The sequence below is a fragment of the Streptomyces megasporus genome (assembly GCF_000718985.1).
Lineage (GTDB): Bacteria > Actinomycetota > Actinomycetes > Streptomycetales > Streptomycetaceae > Streptomyces > Streptomyces megasporus.
In genome coordinates, this window is the sequence record NZ_JODL01000001.1 from 77,993 (window position 1) to 93,577 (window position 15,585).

The 15,585-nt window shown below is 71.6% G+C and carries 12 protein-coding genes; 8 read left to right on the plus strand and 4 right to left on the minus strand.

The window, feature by feature from the left end:
• The 7 genes from IF47_RS0100330 to bla all read left to right on the plus strand — a co-directional run bounded on the left by IF47_RS0100330 (window position 1) and on the right by bla (window position 8,019).
• The gene (locus IF47_RS0100330; protein ID WP_031505753.1) at window positions 1–873 is read left to right on the plus strand and encodes a CmcJ/NvfI family oxidoreductase; all 873 of its coding nucleotides are present in this window, start codon (window positions 1–3) and stop codon (window positions 871–873) included.
• A 21-nt stretch (window positions 874–894) separates the two neighbouring features.
• Window positions 895–1,854 (plus strand): 2OG-Fe(II) oxygenase family protein, encoded by a 960-nt coding sequence (locus IF47_RS0100335; RefSeq protein ID WP_031505754.1) that lies wholly within the window; start codon window positions 895–897, stop codon window positions 1,852–1,854.
• 59 nt (window positions 1,855–1,913) lie between these two features.
• Window positions 1,914–2,657, plus strand: coding sequence for an O-methyltransferase (locus IF47_RS0100340; protein WP_037731664.1), 744 nt, complete (start codon window positions 1,914–1,916; stop codon window positions 2,655–2,657).
• Window positions 2,654–4,258 (plus strand): long-chain-fatty-acid--CoA ligase, encoded by a 1,605-nt coding sequence (locus tag IF47_RS0100345; RefSeq protein ID WP_051716708.1) that lies wholly within the window; start codon window positions 2,654–2,656, stop codon window positions 4,256–4,258. Before IF47_RS0100340 ends, IF47_RS0100345 begins: the two co-directional genes overlap by 4 nt.
• A 58-nt stretch (window positions 4,259–4,316) precedes the next feature.
• Window positions 4,317–5,438: a homoserine O-acetyltransferase MetX gene (gene metX, locus IF47_RS0100350; protein WP_031505757.1), complete on the plus strand. Its 1,122-nt coding sequence runs from the start codon at window positions 4,317–4,319 to the stop codon at window positions 5,436–5,438.
• Window positions 5,439–5,447: 9 nt separating this feature from the next.
• Window positions 5,448–6,884: an MFS transporter gene (locus IF47_RS0100355; protein WP_051716710.1), complete on the plus strand. Its 1,437-nt coding sequence runs from the start codon at window positions 5,448–5,450 to the stop codon at window positions 6,882–6,884.
• A 196-nt stretch (window positions 6,885–7,080) separates the two neighbouring features.
• Window positions 7,081–8,019, plus strand: coding sequence for a class A beta-lactamase (bla, locus tag IF47_RS0100360; RefSeq protein WP_031505759.1), 939 nt, complete (start codon window positions 7,081–7,083; stop codon window positions 8,017–8,019).
• Window positions 8,020–8,043: 24 nt separating this feature from the next.
• Here bla and IF47_RS29065 read toward each other — a convergent pair whose 3' ends face one another.
• From IF47_RS29065 to IF47_RS0100380, 4 genes are all read right to left on the minus strand, one after another.
• The gene (locus tag IF47_RS29065) at window positions 8,044–9,936 is read right to left on the minus strand and encodes a serine hydrolase (protein ID WP_078591453.1); all 1,893 of its coding nucleotides are present in this window, start codon (window positions 9,934–9,936) and stop codon (window positions 8,044–8,046) included.
• A 265-nt stretch (window positions 9,937–10,201) separates the two neighbouring features.
• On the minus strand, window positions 10,202–11,740 hold the full coding sequence (gene amaB / locus IF47_RS0100370; RefSeq protein WP_031505761.1) for an L-piperidine-6-carboxylate dehydrogenase: 1,539 nt from the start codon (window positions 11,738–11,740) through the stop codon (window positions 10,202–10,204).
• Window positions 11,741–11,761: 21 nt separating this feature from the next.
• Window positions 11,762–12,697, minus strand: a complete 936-nt coding sequence (locus IF47_RS0100375) for a 2OG-Fe(II) oxygenase family protein (protein ID WP_031505762.1) — start codon at window positions 12,695–12,697, stop codon at window positions 11,762–11,764.
• Window positions 12,697–13,929: an aminotransferase class V-fold PLP-dependent enzyme gene (locus IF47_RS0100380; protein WP_031505763.1), complete on the minus strand. Its 1,233-nt coding sequence runs from the start codon at window positions 13,927–13,929 to the stop codon at window positions 12,697–12,699. Before IF47_RS0100380 ends, IF47_RS0100375 begins: the two co-directional genes overlap by 1 nt.
• Window positions 13,930–14,205: 276 nt before the next feature.
• On the opposite strand from IF47_RS0100380, the gene lat reads away from it, so the two are divergent.
• A complete protein-coding gene (gene lat, locus IF47_RS0100385) occupies window positions 14,206–15,573 on the plus strand; it encodes an L-lysine 6-transaminase (RefSeq protein ID WP_031505764.1) in 1,368 nt (455 codons plus the stop codon).
• Window positions 15,574–15,585: the final 12 nt, after the last annotated feature.

The following is a 15,585-nucleotide window of genomic DNA, read 5'->3' on the forward strand; positions in this document are numbered from 1 at the left end:
GTGTCCGCCGTATCGACCGTCCTGCACTACGCCGCACCGCTGACGCCGGACTCCCCGGACGACGACTGGTGCATCGACGCCCTGTCCCGGCCGCCCGAGGTGATCCTCAACTTCCGCATGGTCCCGTACGAGGCGACCGTCACGGACCTGCGCGACAGCACCGTGCGGCCCACCCTCGACACCATGGGGTTCGAGAAGGCCGAGGCCCCCGTGCGGGACGACCACCGCGCCCTGGCGGAGAACTCCGCGCCGGCCCTCGAACGCTACCGGCGGGAGATCGCGGAGCTGCTGACGTCCGTCACCGGGGCCGGCACGGTGGAGTTCTTCGACGCCACCCTGAGGCGCCAGGACGCCGCCCCCTCCGGCGCGACCCCCCACCAGGCGCCGCACCTGCGCGTCCACGTCGACCAGAGTCCGAACAGCGCCCGCGCCCGCGCCGCCCTGCACGGCGGGGAGGGCCGTCGCTTCGACAGGTTCCAGATCGTCAACATCTGGCGGCCCCTGCTCGAACCCGTCCGCAACTACCACCTCGCCCTGTGCGACTACCGGTCGCTGGACCTCTCCGCCGACCTCGTGGCGACCCGGCTGGAGTTCCCGGAGTGGCTCAAGGACCGCGAGAGCTACTCCGTGAAGCACAACCCCCGCCACCGCTGGCACTACTGGCGGTCGCTCTCACCCGACGAGGTCCTCCTCTTCAAGTGCTACGACAGCGCGAGCCGCGGGCTGGCGCTTGCCGCGGACGGCGTGGAACGCCCCGGGCTGGCCGACGTGGCCGGCCTCTGCCCGCACACGGCGTTCCACGACGAGAAGGGACCCGACACCGGGCATCTACGAACCTCACTGGAAATGCGCGCCGTACTTTTCTACGACTGATCAGGGAAGGAGTGGGCCGCCATGGCGGACACGATGGGGCCCCGAGTCCCCCTCTTCAGCCTCACCGAGCTGAAGAAGGGCACCGACCGGGAAGAGTTCCGCAGGTGCGTGACGGAGACGGGTGTCTTCTACCTCACCGACTGCGGAGTGCGGGAGCAGGACCACAGGCTCGCCACCGACACGGCGATGGACTTCTTCCGGCACGGCACTCCGGAGGAGAAGGAGGCCGTGACGACGAAGATCCCGACCATGCGCCGCGGCTACTCCGCCCTGGAGGCCGAGAGCACGGCCCAGGTGACCAGGACGGGCACCTACACGGACTACTCGATGTCGTTCTCGATGGGGATCTCCGGCAACCTCTTCCCCTCGCGGCGCTTCGAGGAGATCTGGACGGCCTACTTCGACGGCCTCTACACCGCCGCCCGGGAGACCGCCCGGGTCGTCCTGGAGGCGACCGGTACGTACGACGGCTCGGACGGCAGGGACATCGACACGCTGCTGGACTGCGATCCCGTCCTGCGGTTGCGCTACTTCCCCGAGGTCCCCGAACACCGCGCCGCCGAGTACGAGCCGCGGCGCATGGCGCCGCACTACGACCTGTCCATCGTCACCCTGATCCACCAGACCCCCTGCGCCAACGGGTTCGTCAGCCTCCAGGCCGAGATCGGCGGCGAACTGGTGGACCTGCCGCACGTCCAGGACGCCGTGGTCGTGCTGTGCGGCGCCATCGCACCCCTCGTCACCCAGGGCGCCGTCCCCGCTCCCCGGCACCACGTCAGGTCCCCGCGGGCCGGCCGGCGCAAGGGCAGCGACCGCACGTCGAGCGTCTTCTTCCTGCGTCCCTCCCCCGACTTCGCCTTCTCGGTCCCCAAGGCCCGCGGCTACGGCCTCGACGTCGACACCCTCGACGGCGAGACCGCGACCTTCGGGGACTGGATCGGGACCAACTACGTCACGATGCACGCCACTCCCAACCCGTAACCACTGCCGGCCCGTCCCATCCCGTCCCGGAAGTCCGTTCACACGCGAGGGAAGAGTCCATGGAATACAGGTCCGACGCCGTCTTCGAGAAGCCTTCCATCTTCCGGGAAGGCGTGCGGGAATACGCGGAGCGCTCGTCCTCCCCGGTCTCGGCCGAGCTGCGGGAGCTGGAGGAGGAGACCGTCCGGCTCGCCCCCGAGTGGGCGGACATCGCCACCTCCCCCGTACAGGCGACCTTCCTGCAGATGCTGATATCCGCCGCCGGCATGAACCGCGTGCTGGAGGTGGGCACCTTCACCGGACACGGCACCCTCGCCATGGCCGCGGCCCTGCCGGAGGACGGTGAGATCGTCACCATCGACAGCTACGTCACCGACAAGCGGGCCCAGGAGATCGCCACCCGGGCCTTCTCCCGCAGCCCGCACGGCCACAAGGTCAAGCCCGTGCTGGACGACGCGCTCTCCGGCCTCCAGCGCGTCGACGGCGACTTCGACCTCATCTTCCTGGACGCCGACAAACCCAACTACATCAAGTACTTCGAGAGCATCCTCGCCCGCGACCTCCTCCGCCCCCGCGGTCTCCTGGTGGTCGACAACACCATGTGGGGCGGTGAGGTCCTCGACCCGCGTGACCTGCCGCCCGCCGCGGAGGCGAGGACCGGCGAGGAGTGGGTGGAGCGCCTGTTCGCCAACTGGGCGCACGACGTGGTCAAGTTCAACCGGCACATGGCGGAGGACCCCCGCGTGCGCACGGCGCTGCTCACCGTCCACGACGGCATGACCCTCGTCCAGCTTGCGTCGTGACCGCGCAGGGTGGAATAGGGCTCTCCGTGGCGACCCTGCTGCGGCGCGCGGCCAGTGTGGCCCCCGGCAAGGAGATCCGCGAGGCGGATCCCGCCGGGCGACCCGTCGGCACGCCCTGGGCGGTCCTGCGGCAGCGTGCCCTGCGGCTGACCAACGCCCTGGCCCGGTTGGGTATCGAACCGGGCGGCGCGGTCGCGACGTTCGCCTGGAACAGCACCCGGCACCTGGAGTGGTTCTTCGGCGTCCCGATGGCCAGCCACGTCCTCGTACCGGTCAACGTCCGGTTCTCCGACGAGCAGATCGCCTGGGTCGTGGCCCACGCCAACGCCCGCGTGATGGTGGTCGACGCCTCCCTCACCGGGCGACTGGCACGGCTGCTGCCCCGCCTCCGGAGCGTGCGCGAGTTCGTGGTGATGCCCGACGGCGGTGAGGTGCACCCCGCGTTCGCCGGCGCGCACCACTACGAGGAGCTGCTGGCCTCGGCCGAGCCCGACGAGCCGCGCGACGTCGCGGAGAACCGTACCGCGTGCCTGTGCTACACGGGCGGCACCACGGGCAACCCGAAGGGCGTCGCGCACTCGCACCGCTCGATCGTCCTGCACTCCCTCGCGGTGTGCGCGGCCGATGCCTTCGCGATCCGCGAGCGGGACGTGATCCTCCCGCTGACCCCGCTGTTCCACGCCGCGGCCTGGGGCCTGCCCTACGCCGCCGCCATGGCCGGCGCGGGTCTGGTGTTCACCGGGCCGCACCTGAAGCCGGAGGCCATCGCGGCGACCCTGCGGCGGGAGCGGGTCACCTTCTCGGCCGGGGTGCCCACCTTCTGGCTCGCCCTGGACGAACTGGATCCTCCCGAAGAGGTGTTCGCCTCCCTGGAGCGGATCGTCTGCGGCGGCTCGGCCATCCCGTACGGCCTGGTGCGCCGGTACGCCGACCGCGGCGTGACCATGCAGCAGGGGCTCGGCATGACGGAGAACATGGCGCTGGTCGCCCTGACCACCGTCCGCGGCAGTCAGGAGTCCCTGCCGCCCGAGAAGCAGCTCGAACTGCACGACACGCAGGGCCTGGCCGTGCCCGGCGTCGAGCTGCGGCTGGTGGGCGAGCGGGACGAGGTCCTGCCGCACGACGGGGTGACCCAGGGCGAGTTGGAGGTCCGGTCGTTCTGGGGGGCGACGCGCTACGAGAACCCCGGCGACGACACCAACACCAGGAAGTTCCACGACGGCTGGCTGCGCAGCGGCGACATCGCGTCCATCGATCCGGACGGCTACGTGCGCATCACCGACCGCAGCAAGGACCTGATCAAGTCGGGCGGCGAGTGGATCAGCTCGATCACGGTCGAGTCCGCGCTCATGGACCACCCCGACGTCCTGGAGGCGGCCGTCGTCGCCATGCCGGACGCCCGGTGGCAGGAGCGGCCGTTGGCGGTCGTGGTGGCCCGCCCCGGCGCCGGGGTCGCCCCGGAGGCGCTGCGGGCCTTCCTGAACGGCCGGCTGCCCAAGTGGTGGCTGCCGGACCGCTACGTGTTCGTGTCCGAGATCCCCAGGACGGCCACGAACAAGTTCGACAAGAAGGTGCTGCGCAGCCGTTACGCCGGCCACTGACAGCCAGACCGACGACCGGGCCGGCCGACCCGGACCCGGCCACGGAGGGAACGCGGGCATGCGACTGAACAACACCGGAGCGTGGCAACCCGGCGACGCTCCGGGAGGCCGACGCTTCGTCGAGACCCACCCGGCCGACGCACCCCTGCGACTGGTCTCCGGACAGACCCTCGGACCGGTGACCATGTCGTACGAGAGCTGGGGCGCCCTCGACGCGGACCGGAGCAATGCGGTCCTGATCCTCCCGCCGCTGAGCATGACCAGCCACGCGGCGGGACCGGCCGGTCCCGGCCACCGTGCCGAGGGCTGGTGGAACTCCCTCATCGGACCGGGCAGGGCCGTCGACACGGACCGCTTCCACGTCGTGGTCGCCAACAACCTCGGCGGCTGCGACGGGAGCACCGGCCCCGCGAGTCTCGACGCCCGTGGCAGACCCTGGGCGTCCCGGTTCCCCGCGCTCGACGTGGTGGACCAGGTCGAGGCCGAGGCCGCGCTCGCCGACGCGCTGGGCATCGAGCGCTGGCACACCGTCATCGGCATGTCCATCGGCGGCGCCCGCGCCCTGGAGTGGGCCGTCTCCCGCCCCCACCGGGTGGGCCGGCTCCTCCTGATCGCCGTGGCGGCGGCCACCCGGGTCGAGCAGGCCGGCCACACGCACGTCGAACTGGAGCTGATCCGGCGGGACCCGCACTTCCACGGGGGCGATTTCTACCACCTCCCCGAGGGGTGCGGGCCCCGCACCGGCGTCTCCCTCGCCCGCAGCTTCGCCCACATGCGCTACGGCACGGAGCGCTACTGGCAGGAGCGGTTCGGCGGGCAGGCCTGGTACCACGATCCGGGCGTCTGCCACGCCAAGTTCCGCGAGTACGTCCTCGCACAGGGCGACAAGGTGTGGGAGCGCTTCGACGCCAACGCGTACCTCGTGCTCTCGGAGACCGCCCTCAACGCCACGGTCGCCCGGGGCAGGGGCGGCATCGGCGAGGCGCTCGCCCGGATCACCTGCCCCACCCGCGTCCTCGGATTCTCCACCGACCGCGCGTACCCTCCCGAAACCCAGCGGGAGCTGGCGGCCGGCATCCGCGGCGCCCGGGTGGACATCGTGGACACCGACCTCGGGCACTACGGCTTCATCCTCGCGCCCGAACTGATCGAGCCGCACCTGCGCCTGGCTCTCGCATAGGGGGGACCGGTGCTCGCCGTACTGCTCGTGGGCGCCTTCATGCCCACCCTGGACTTCTTCATCGTCAACGTCGCCGTCCCGTCCATCACCGAGGACCTGCACGCGAGCAGCGGCGAGACCGAGCTCGTCGTGGCCGTGTACGCCATCGTCTACGCGTCCCTGCTGGTGCTCGGCGGGCGGCTGGGCGACCACTGGGGCCGCGAGAGGACGTTCGTGGTGGGCCTCGCCCTCTTCACGGCGACGTCCGCGATGTGCGGCTTCGCTCCCGACGTCTGGTGGCTGATCTGCGGCCGGGCCCTCCAGGGCGGCGCGTCCGTGGTGCTGTTCCCGCAGGTGCTCGCCCTCATCCGGATCCACTACCCGCCGGCGGAACGCCCCCGCGTCATGCGCGTCTACGGCCTTGCCACGGGCAGTGCCATGGCCCTCGGCCAACTCCTCGGCGGACTGCTGATCAGCCTGGACTGGCTGGGCCTCTCCTGGCGCTGGGCCTTCCTCGTCAACCTGCCCGTGGGAGCGGTCACGCTGGTCCTCGCCCCGCTGCTGCTGCCGGCGACGGGTCGGCGGGCCGGCCGCCTGAGCTTCGACCGCACCGGAGTCGTGCTGTTCGCCGGCGCCATGGTGCTCCTGGTGCTACCCCTGACGGTCGGCCGCTCGGCCGGCTGGCCGGGGTGGACCCTCCTCATGCTCGCGGGCGCCGCCGCGGCGCTGCCGGGCTTCTGGCTCTGGGAACGCCGCACCGAGTCCCTGGGACGCGACCCGCTCCTGCCGCCCGGTCTGCTGCGCGTGCGCGCCCTGCGCACCGGGCTGCTGACCGTCGCCTCCTTCTACGCCTCCCTGTCGTCGTTCCTGTACGTGCTGGCCCTCCTCCTCCAGAACGGGCAGGGCCTCACCCCCCTTCAGGCGGGCCTGGTGTCCAGCCCGCTGGCCCTCGGCTTCTGCGTGGCCAGCATGTCCTCCGCGTACCTGACGAACCGCTGGGGCACCCGCCCGCTGAAAGCCGCGATGGGGGTCCAGATCGCCGGCTACGCGGGCCAGTTCCTGCTGCTGCCCGACGGGGCCGCGGCCGTGAACATCCCCGCGCTGGCGGCGCTGCTCGCCGTCAACGGGGTCTGCACCGGGGTCGTGATGGCTCCGCTGCTGGGTCTCGTCCTCGACAAGGTGGATTCCGCGCGGGCGGGTGCCGCCAGCGGTCTCCTGGCCACGACCCAGCAGGTCGCCGGCGCCGTCGGGCTCTCCGTCATCGGCATCGTGTTCCACGGCGCCGGGCGGAACACGGCGCTCGCCCCCGCCCGGATCGCCGACGGCTACCGACACGGCCTGCTGTACCTGGTCCTGACCTCCGCCGCGACCCTGGCCGGGCTGTTCCTGCTGACCCGCGTACGGGACGCCACCCGGCCCGCCGGCGCGCCGGACGGCGATGCCCGGCGCGTGTCCTCCCGGAACTGAGGTCCCGCCTCCCCGGACATGTCTTCCCTGGCCATCCCATCGTGTGAACGGTTCCCGCGTGGTTGCGCGACTCGTCACACGAAAGGACGGCCCGAGTTGGACTCCGCCGGCCGGAGCGCGTAAAACGGGGGCGACCCCGTCCACGCACCGGCCACGGCAGGGCCGACTCGGCTTTTCCGAAAGCAGGTACACCCGCATGTCCCTCAAGCAGTCCGGCCTGCCCCGCCGCGCCTTCCTCACCGCGGCGGCCCTACTGCCCCTGACCGGCTGCGGCGGTACGCAGGACCGCTCGGTCACCCTGGGATCCCACGCGTCGGCACGGCCCTCCGCCTCTCCCTCCGCCTCCGCGACCCTGCTGGACGCCGCTCCGCTCCGCGCGCTCGAGCGCAAGCACGATGCCCGGCTCGGCGTGTACGCCCTGGCCACCGGTACGGGGAAGGCGATCGCCCACCGGGCAGACGAACGCTTCGCGTTCTGCTCCACGTTCAAGACCCTCGCCGTCGCCGCCGTCCTCCACCGCAATCCGCTCAGCCACCTGGACGAGCACGTCACCTACACCTGGGACGACATCAAGTCCATCTCCCCCATCACCAGGCAGAACGTCGCCAAGGGCATGACGGTGGGCCAACTGTGCGACGCCGCCATCCGCCACAGCGACGGCACGGCCGCCAACCTGCTGCTGCGCGACCTCGGCGGCCCGGAGCGGCTGACCGCCTACCTGCGGAAGCTCGGCGACACCGTCAGCCGCCTCGACCGCTACGAGCCCGAGCTGCACCAGGCCCGCCCCGGAGACCCGCGCGACACCACCTCGCCCCGGGCGATCGCCGCCGATTACCGCACGGTCGTCCTGGGTGACGCGCTCGCCGCCGACAAGCGCGCCCTCCTCACCGACCTCCTCGTCCGCAACACCACCGGCGGCAACCGCATCCGGGCCGGGCTCCCCAAGGGCTGGCGGGTCGCCGACAAGACCGGAACCGGCAACTACGGCCGGGCCAACGACATCGCCGTCGTGTGGCCGCCGCGCTCCGCCCCCCTCGTGATGGCCATCATGTCCGAGCGCTCCGAACAGGAGGACCGCCCCAGCGAGGCCCTGATCGCCGAAGCCGCCGAGCACATCGCCGCCGCGCTGACCTGACCGGGGCCGGCCGCTCCCGCCGCCTCACCCGATCCGGGTCAGCCTCTCCCGGAAGGACGGCTCCCGCAGCTCCGACCGCAGCGCCACCGGCACGCGCCGCTCCTTCGCGCCGCCCAGCACCAGCTCACCGACCACGGTCCCGGCCTTCGCCCCGGCGGCAACGGTCCTGCCCCCGTCCCGGAACGAGAGCGCCAGCTTCTGCCCCGGCACCCCGACCACCTTCAAATCCCGCGTGGCGACCAGCGGTACGCGGCCGCCCAGACCGTCGTCGACGTGTCCGACGACCTGGCCCTTCCGCACCGCCGTCGCCGAGGTGAGCGCCTCCCGGACCGCCTTGACGACCTTCTTGCTGTTGTCCTGCACCAGCAGGAGACTGTTCGAACCGTTGGGATCCGGTCCCGTGACGTGCTGGTCCAGCATCGTGCCCAGGATCAGCCGCTCCTCGCCGTCCACGGTCTTGTACGCCGCCCAGGACAGCGTGCCGCCCGCGGGGGTGTTGGAACCGGTCTTGATGCCCCTGATGCTCAGCCCGGCCAGGATCAGCCGGTCGTTGTTGTTGATGATGCGCCCGACCCCGGGGATGTCGGCGTTGGGCATGGCGACGATCGCGCGGAAGGTGTCGAACCTCATGACCGCCTCGGCCAGCTTGAGCTGGTCGACGGCTGTGCTGACGGTCCCCTTGTCCAGGCCGCTGGGGTCGGTGTACGTGGTGTTCTTCATGCCGAGCGACCTGGCCGCCTCGTTCATCTTCCGGACGAACTCGGTCTCGTCCCGGGTCCCCGTGTTCCACCGGGCCAGCAGCCGGGCCACGTTGTTGCCCGACGGGATCATCAGCATCTTCAGCATGTCCTGGAGGCTGAACGTCTGGCCGACCCGCAGTCCCTCGATGCGCGACTCGTGCACGGCCTTGCCCTCCCCCACGGCCCGGGCGTCGACCGTGACCCGCGGGCCCGGCTCGTCCCTCCCGATCGGGTGCTCGCGCAGGATCACGTAGGCCGTCATGATCTTGGCGACGCTCGCCGTCGGAACGGGTTTCTGCTCCCCGAACGTCCCTATGGTGCCCGAACCCACGACCTTGACCGCGGCCTGTCCCTTCTCGGGCCACGGCATGGTGAACGTGCCGCCGCCGACGGTGAAGGACGACGCACCCGGGTCGAGGACGAGGGTCGGCCCGGGCAGCGGACGGAGCAGTTGGGCGGCGAGGACGGCCGGCACGAGGAGCGCCACGAGAAGCGTCCATATCCTGGCCCTGCGGAGGAACGTGCGGGCCGGGGTGCGCGGTGGCGGCGGGGTGTTCGTGAGGTGCGCGAGCAGGTCGAGCGGGGAGGCGGCGGGCTGCGCGTCGCGCACGTCCTGCGCGGTGGCCGGGATGGCGGGCGGCTCGGCGCGCGGCATGTCGGCGACCTCGATCGCCACCGTCTCAGCGGCTGCGGCCGCGCCCTCCGGAACCCGTAACGCGACCGTCCGGGTGTTCTCGGAGGGCTCCGCCTCGGCGGGCTTCGCGGTCTCGGCGGCCTCGGCGGCCTCTCCGGGCTCGTCCCCGGCAGCCGCCGCGGCACTCCCGTCCGGCGCCGTGCCACCGGCCTCGCCGGCGGCGGCCTCGGCCTTCTCCGGCGGCTCATCGGCGGCGTCCTCGGTCTTCCCGGCGGTGTCCTCGGCCGCCGGAGCCGGGGCTTCCTCCACAGCGGCGTCCGCATCCCCCTCGTCCGCCTCTCCCGACGGCTCGCCGGCGGCCTCCGGCTTCTCCGGCTTCTCCGCCGACTTCTCCGGCTCGTCCGCCGACTTCTTCGGCTCCGGGTCCGGCTTCCCCGTGCGCTCCTCGGTCACGGCTGGGCCCGGGGCACGCTCTGTGTCCAGGGGCTCCACCGGCGCGTCGTCCCGGTCGAGGGTGCCGGTGTCGAGTGTTCGGTCCGCCATCGCTTTCTCCTTCGTGCGCCCACGGCACACGTGTCCTGCCGGGCAGGCACGTCACGCGTCCTGGCGCAAGGGCTGGTGGTTCTCGCCGGGCGATCCGCGGCCTTCCGAGGGCCCGTCGGTGATCGCCACGCGGCGGCGCGGCCAGCGTATCCGATCACTGTTCGGGAACCGCGGCGGCAACCGTGGGCGGACGGCTGGAAACAGCCGGGGAACCGGCACCGCCCCGGTCGGTGGTGCCGACCGGGGCGGTGTGCCGGAGTCCGGGCTACCGGGAGAAGTTCACGCCTTGGGCGAGCGTCACCCGCCCGGAGTAGTTCACCGTGTTCGTCGCGCGGCGCATGTAGGCCCGCCATGCGTCGGAACCGGACTCGCGTCCGCCGCCCGTCTCCTTCTCACCGCCGAACGCACCTCCGATCTCCGCGCCCGACGTGCCGATGTTGACGTTGACGATGCCGCAGTCCGCGCCGTCGGCGGCCAGGAACCGCTCGGCCTCCCGCTGGTCGTTGGTGAAGATCCCGGACGACAGTCCCTGCGGTACGTCGTTGTGCAGCCGGATCGCCTCGTCGAGGTCCCGGTAGGTCAGGACGTACAGGAGGGGTGCGAAGGTCTCCTCGCGCACCACATCGGTCTGGGCCGGCATCCGGACGATGGCCGGCCGGACGTAGTACGCGTCCGGGGCCGCCTCGGCGAGTTGCCGCTCGCCGCCGGCGACGAGGGTTCCGCCGTCCGCGGCGGCCCGGTCCAGGGCGGCCTGCATCCTGGTGTGGGACGCCTGGTTCACGAGCGGTCCCACCAAGGTGGTGTCCCGGAACGGGTCGCCGATCGGCAGTCGGCCGTACGCCCGGACGAGCCGTTCGACGACGGTGTCGGCGACGTCCTCGTGCACGATCAGCCGGCGGAGCGTGGTGCACCGCTGGCCCGCCGTGCCCGCGGCGGCGAACACGGCGGCGTTGACGGTGAGGTCGAGGTCCGCCGACGGGGTGACCACGGCGGCGTTGTTCCCTCCGAGCTCCAGCAGGGCGCGGCCGAACCGGGCGGCCACCCGGGGTCCCACCGTCCGGCCCATCCGGGTCGATCCGGTCGCGCTGACCAGCGGCACGCGCGGGGAGTCGACCAGCCGCTCGCCGGCCTCCGCCGCACCGAGGAGGACCTGGTTGAGGTGGGCCGGGGCGCCGGTCTCCGCGGCGGCGCGGTCGAGGAGGGCGGTGCAGGCCAGCGCGGTCAGCGGCGTCAGCTCGGACGGCTTCCACACCACGGTGTCGCCGCACACCAGGGCCACCGCGGTGTTCCACGCCCACACCGCGACCGGAAAGTTGAAGGCGGTGATCACACCGACCACGCCCAGCGGGTGCCAGGTCTCCATCAGCCGGTGGCCCGGGCGTTCGGAGGGCATGGTGCGGCCGTAGAGCTGCCGGGACAGGCCCACCGCGAAGTCGCAGATGTCGACCATCTCCTGGACTTCGCCGAGCGCCTCGGAGCGGATCTTGCCGGCCTCGACGGTGACCAGGTCGGCCAACTGCTCCCGGTGCTCGGCCAGCAGCTCGCCGAGCCGCTTGACGAGCGCGCCGCGCACTGGCGCCGGGGTCGTCCGCCAGGTGAGGAACGCCGTGTGCGCGGCCTCGACCGCCCGGTCCGCATCGGCGGGGGTGTCGGCGCGCAGGCCGAACAGTCCGGCCCCGGTGATCGGTGTACGCGCGGTGAGGGTGTCGCCCTTGAACGCGGCGAGTTCGACCCCGCAGCCCGCCAGGGCCGCCTCCGCCCTGGCGCGTACGTCGTCGGTACTGCTGACTGCTGCTGTAACCACGTGGGTTGCCCTCTTCCGTGCCTAGGAGACCTTCTGGGTGCGGAGGTTGACGTAGTTGCCTCCGATCCAGTCCCGGAACGTCGCGGTCTCGCCGTCCAGGCTGATGTCGAATCCGCACTGCCGCGCCAGTGGGACGGAGAACGTGAAGTCGGCGTTGGGCCGCAGGAAGAAGACGCTCGACGTGCGGCTGCTGCCCGCGATCTGGTCCCGGCGCGGCGCCGCGACGTGGTGCCGCGGGGCCTTCACGCGGCCGCCGGTCACCAGGGTCGCAACGGCCCCGCAGAACACCAGCGCCGCGTCCGTCCTGGCCGGCAGGTCGACGAAGGTGCCGCCGACCTCGCACTGGAGGCTCACGAAGCCGTTCGGGCACGGGGTCTGCTGGATCAGCGTCACCGTCGACAGATCGTAGTGCGGCGCCATCCGGAGGGGCTCCTCTTCGGCGCTGCGGTGCTCGGGCACCTCGGGGAAGTAGCGGAACCGCAGCAGCGGTTCGCAGTGGACGAACGCCTCGGTGCCGCCCTCCGGCTCGGTTCCCGTGGCCTTCAGGACCTGCCGCGCCACCTCCTGGGAGGTGGCGTACATGCTGTCGAAGTAGTGCGTCCAGATCCGTTCGAAGTCGGCCGTGGGGAACACGTTGTCCGAGGTCCCCATCGAGTAGCACATCGAGTAGTCGGTGTACGCACCGGAGTTGGTGATCTTCGCTGTGCTCTCCGACTCCAGGCCCGTGAATCCACGGCGCATGGCGGGGTCCTTGGAGGTCACGGCCCGCTTCTGCTCCTCGGTGCCGTGTTCGAAGAAGTCCACGGCGACGTCCTTGGCGGACTTGTGGTCGCCCTCCGACAGGCCGCTGTCCGTGAGGTAGAAGACGCCCTTCTCCTCCAGGCAGGCGCGGAACTCCTCCCGGTGGCGGCCCTCCCGGAGCTCCGCCAGGCTGAACGTCGGAACCGTCGTGTCCATCAGCACTCACTGTTCCTCTCGTGATCGGACGGGGCCCGCTGCCCCATCAGCTCCTCCAGCGCGTCCGCCAACCGGTCGATTTCGGCCTCGGTGTTGTAGAAGTTCACCGAGATCCGCAGCAGCGGGCCGTCCGGCCCCTCGACCGCCGACGTCTCGATGCGGTGGCGCTCCCGCAGCCCCCGGCGCACCTCGTTCGCGTCCCGTCCCGGGGGCAGGCGGAACGCGACCATCCCGGCGGACAGGCCGGGCGCCTCGGGAGTGGCCGGTTCCAGTCCCCGCAGTCCGGTGAGGCGGTGACGCACCCGGTCGGCGAGTTCGCGTCGGCGGGCGGCGATCCGGTGGTGCCCGAACCCGGCCAGGAAGTCGATCGCCTCCGGCAGTACGAGCCAGGGGCACAGGTCCCGCGTCCCCTCGCACTCCAGCCTGCGCAGCCGCGGGGTGCTGCCGAACCGGTCTCGTTCGTCCGGCGCCCCGCTCCCCGCCGCCGGGTGGTAGGCCCAGCTCACCTGGAGTGGTTCGAGGCTGTCCTGCCGCCCCTCGCCGATGTGCAGGAATCCCACGCCGGTGGGCGCGAGCAGCCACTTGTGGCCGCTTCCCGCGTAGAAGTCGCACGGAACGGACGCCAGGTCCAGGTCGATGAGCGCCGGCGCGTGGGCTCCGTCGACGACCGTGACGATTCCGCGCCGCCGGGCCTCCCGGCACAGCTCGGCGGCGGGCAGCACCATCCCGGTCGCGGCCGTGACATGGCTGAAGCACAGCAGCCGGGTCCTCGGGCCCATCGCCGCGACGGCGGCCTCCACGATCTCCCCGGGACCGACGGGCCGGGGCGGCAGCCGGAACGTCCGCGGCTCCAGGCCCTGGCGCCGCGCCATCCGCTCCCAGCACCAGCGCATCGGCGTGTACTCGTGGTCCGACAGCAGGATCTCGCCCGGTGCGGTCAGGTGCAGCGAGGACGCCACCAGGTTGACGGCCTCCGTCACATTGGTGGTGAGGACCAGGCGGTGCGGGTCCCCGCCCAGGAAGCCGGCCAGGCGCTCCCTCGCCTTCCACAGCAGCGGGGGCACCTCGTGCAGCAGGAAGTCCATCGGCGCGCGGGCGAGATGGGCGCGGAGGTCGCCGACGCGGGCGAACGTGGCACGGGGCAACTGTCCGCCGGAGCCGGTGTTGAGGTTGACGACGGTCGGGTCGAGGAGCATACGGCCGCGGGCATCGTCCCAGTCGGCAACGGCCATGTCGTGATCTCCCACGGAATTCAGAAAAGAAAAGGAGGTCCGCGGCCCACCGGAATTCGGTCGACGGGAAACACCGTATCAGTTGCACCGGATCCCGAACAGAGTGTTTTCCGCCGGATCCCCGAGAAGGCGAAGAGAATTTCGAGAGAGCCGAAAGAGGGGACCAAGAGGGGTGCAGGTTAATATCGGAATCCGCTAATTTCCAGTCCATCGCCACAGCGCGCCGGCAGTTGAACTCCCTGACAATTCATCCTGCTCTAACAGGAGTTTTCACGCATGGACGAGCAAGTGCGTCGCCCTGACAGCGGCCCTTCGGAGACGGCACGTCTGACCGCCCGGGACGTGCACCGCGTCCTGGAGCACCACGTCCTGGTGGACGGCTACGGCATCGTTCTGGATCTGTCGGCCAGCAGCGGATCCCGGCTTGTCGACGCCATCACCGGAAACGAATACCTCGACCTCTTCTCCTTCTTCGCCTCGGCGCCGCTCGGTATCAATCCCTCCTGTATCACCGACGATCCGGAGTTCCTGCGGGAACTCACCGCGGCGGCCGTGAACAAGCCCTCGAACCCCGATGTCTACACGATTCCCTACGCCCGGTTCGTCAAGACGTTCGCCCGTGTGCTCGGCGATCCGCTGCTGCCCCACCTGTTCTTCGTGGACGGCGGAGCACTGGCCGTCGAGAACGCCCTCAAGGCGGCCTTCGACTGGAAGGCGCAGAAGCTCGGTCTCGACGAGGACGCCGTCGACGGCCTCACGGCGCTGCACCTGGAGCGGTCGTTCCACGGCCGCAGCGGCTACACCATGTCGCTGACCAACACCGAGCCGTCCAAGACGGCCCGCTTCCCCAAGTTCCGCTGGCCCCGCATCCCCTCGCCGGCCCTGCGCCACCCGCTCGCCGAGCACGCCCGTGCCAACCAGGAGGCCGAACGGCGGGCCCTGGAGGCCGCCGAAGCGGCCTTCCGCGCCGCCGGCGGGATGATCGCCTGCTTCATCGCCGAACCGATCCAGGGCGAGGGCGGCGACAACCACCTGAGTGCCGACTTCCTCCAGGCGATGCAGCGCCTCTGCCACGAGTACGACGCCCTGTTCGTGCTCGACGAGGTGCAGAGCGGCTGCGGCATCACCGGCACCCCGTGGGCGTACCAGCAGCTCGACCTCCGGCCGGACCTCGTGGCGTTCGGCAAGAAGACCCAGGTGTGCGGCGTGATGGGCGGCGGCCGCATCGACGAGGTGCCGGACAACGTGTTCACCGTCTCGTCCCGGATCAGCTCGACCTGGGGCGGCAACCTCGCCGACATGGTCCGCGCCACCCGCATCCTGGAGACGATGGAGCGCACCCAGCTCCTCGACGCCGTCGTCCAGCGCGGCAAGTACCTGTGCGACGGCCTCCAGTCCCTGGCCGACGAGTACCCGACCCTCGTGAGCAACCCCCGCGGCCGCGGTCTGATGTGCGCCGTCGACCTGCCGGACGGCCCGTACCGCGACGGCGTCCTGCGGCGGATGTACGAGGAGCACCACGTCATCGCCCTCCCGTGCGGCGACCGCAGCCTCCGGTTCCGCCCGCCGCTGACGATCACCGAGGGCGAGATCGACCGGGCGCTCGACGCGCTGGAGCGCGGCCTCCGGCCGGCCGGCCGCTGAGGCGCGGCACGA

What these genes read in the sequence shown, in the direction of transcription:
- IF47_RS0100335 (WP_031505754.1), top strand. Translation starts at nt 895, where the DNA reads ATGGCGGACACGATGGGGCCCCGAGTCCCCCTCTTCAGCCTCACCGAG.
- IF47_RS0100340 (WP_037731664.1), top strand. Translation starts at nt 1,914, where the DNA reads ATGGAATACAGGTCCGACGCCGTCTTCGAGAAGCCTTCCATCTTCCGG.
- metX (WP_031505757.1), top strand. Translation starts at nt 4,317, where the DNA reads ATGCGACTGAACAACACCGGAGCGTGGCAACCCGGCGACGCTCCGGGA.
- bla (WP_031505759.1), top strand. Translation starts at nt 7,081, where the DNA reads ATGTCCCTCAAGCAGTCCGGCCTGCCCCGCCGCGCCTTCCTCACCGCG.
- IF47_RS29065 (WP_078591453.1), bottom strand. Translation starts at nt 9,936, where the DNA reads ATGGCGGACCGAACACTCGACACCGGCACCCTCGACCGGGACGACGCG.
- IF47_RS0100375 (WP_031505762.1), bottom strand. Translation starts at nt 12,697, where the DNA reads ATGGACACGACGGTTCCGACGTTCAGCCTGGCGGAGCTCCGGGAGGGC.
- IF47_RS0100380 (WP_031505763.1), bottom strand. Translation starts at nt 13,929, where the DNA reads ATGGCCGTTGCCGACTGGGACGATGCCCGCGGCCGTATGCTCCTCGAC.
- lat (WP_031505764.1), top strand. Translation starts at nt 14,206, where the DNA reads ATGGACGAGCAAGTGCGTCGCCCTGACAGCGGCCCTTCGGAGACGGCA.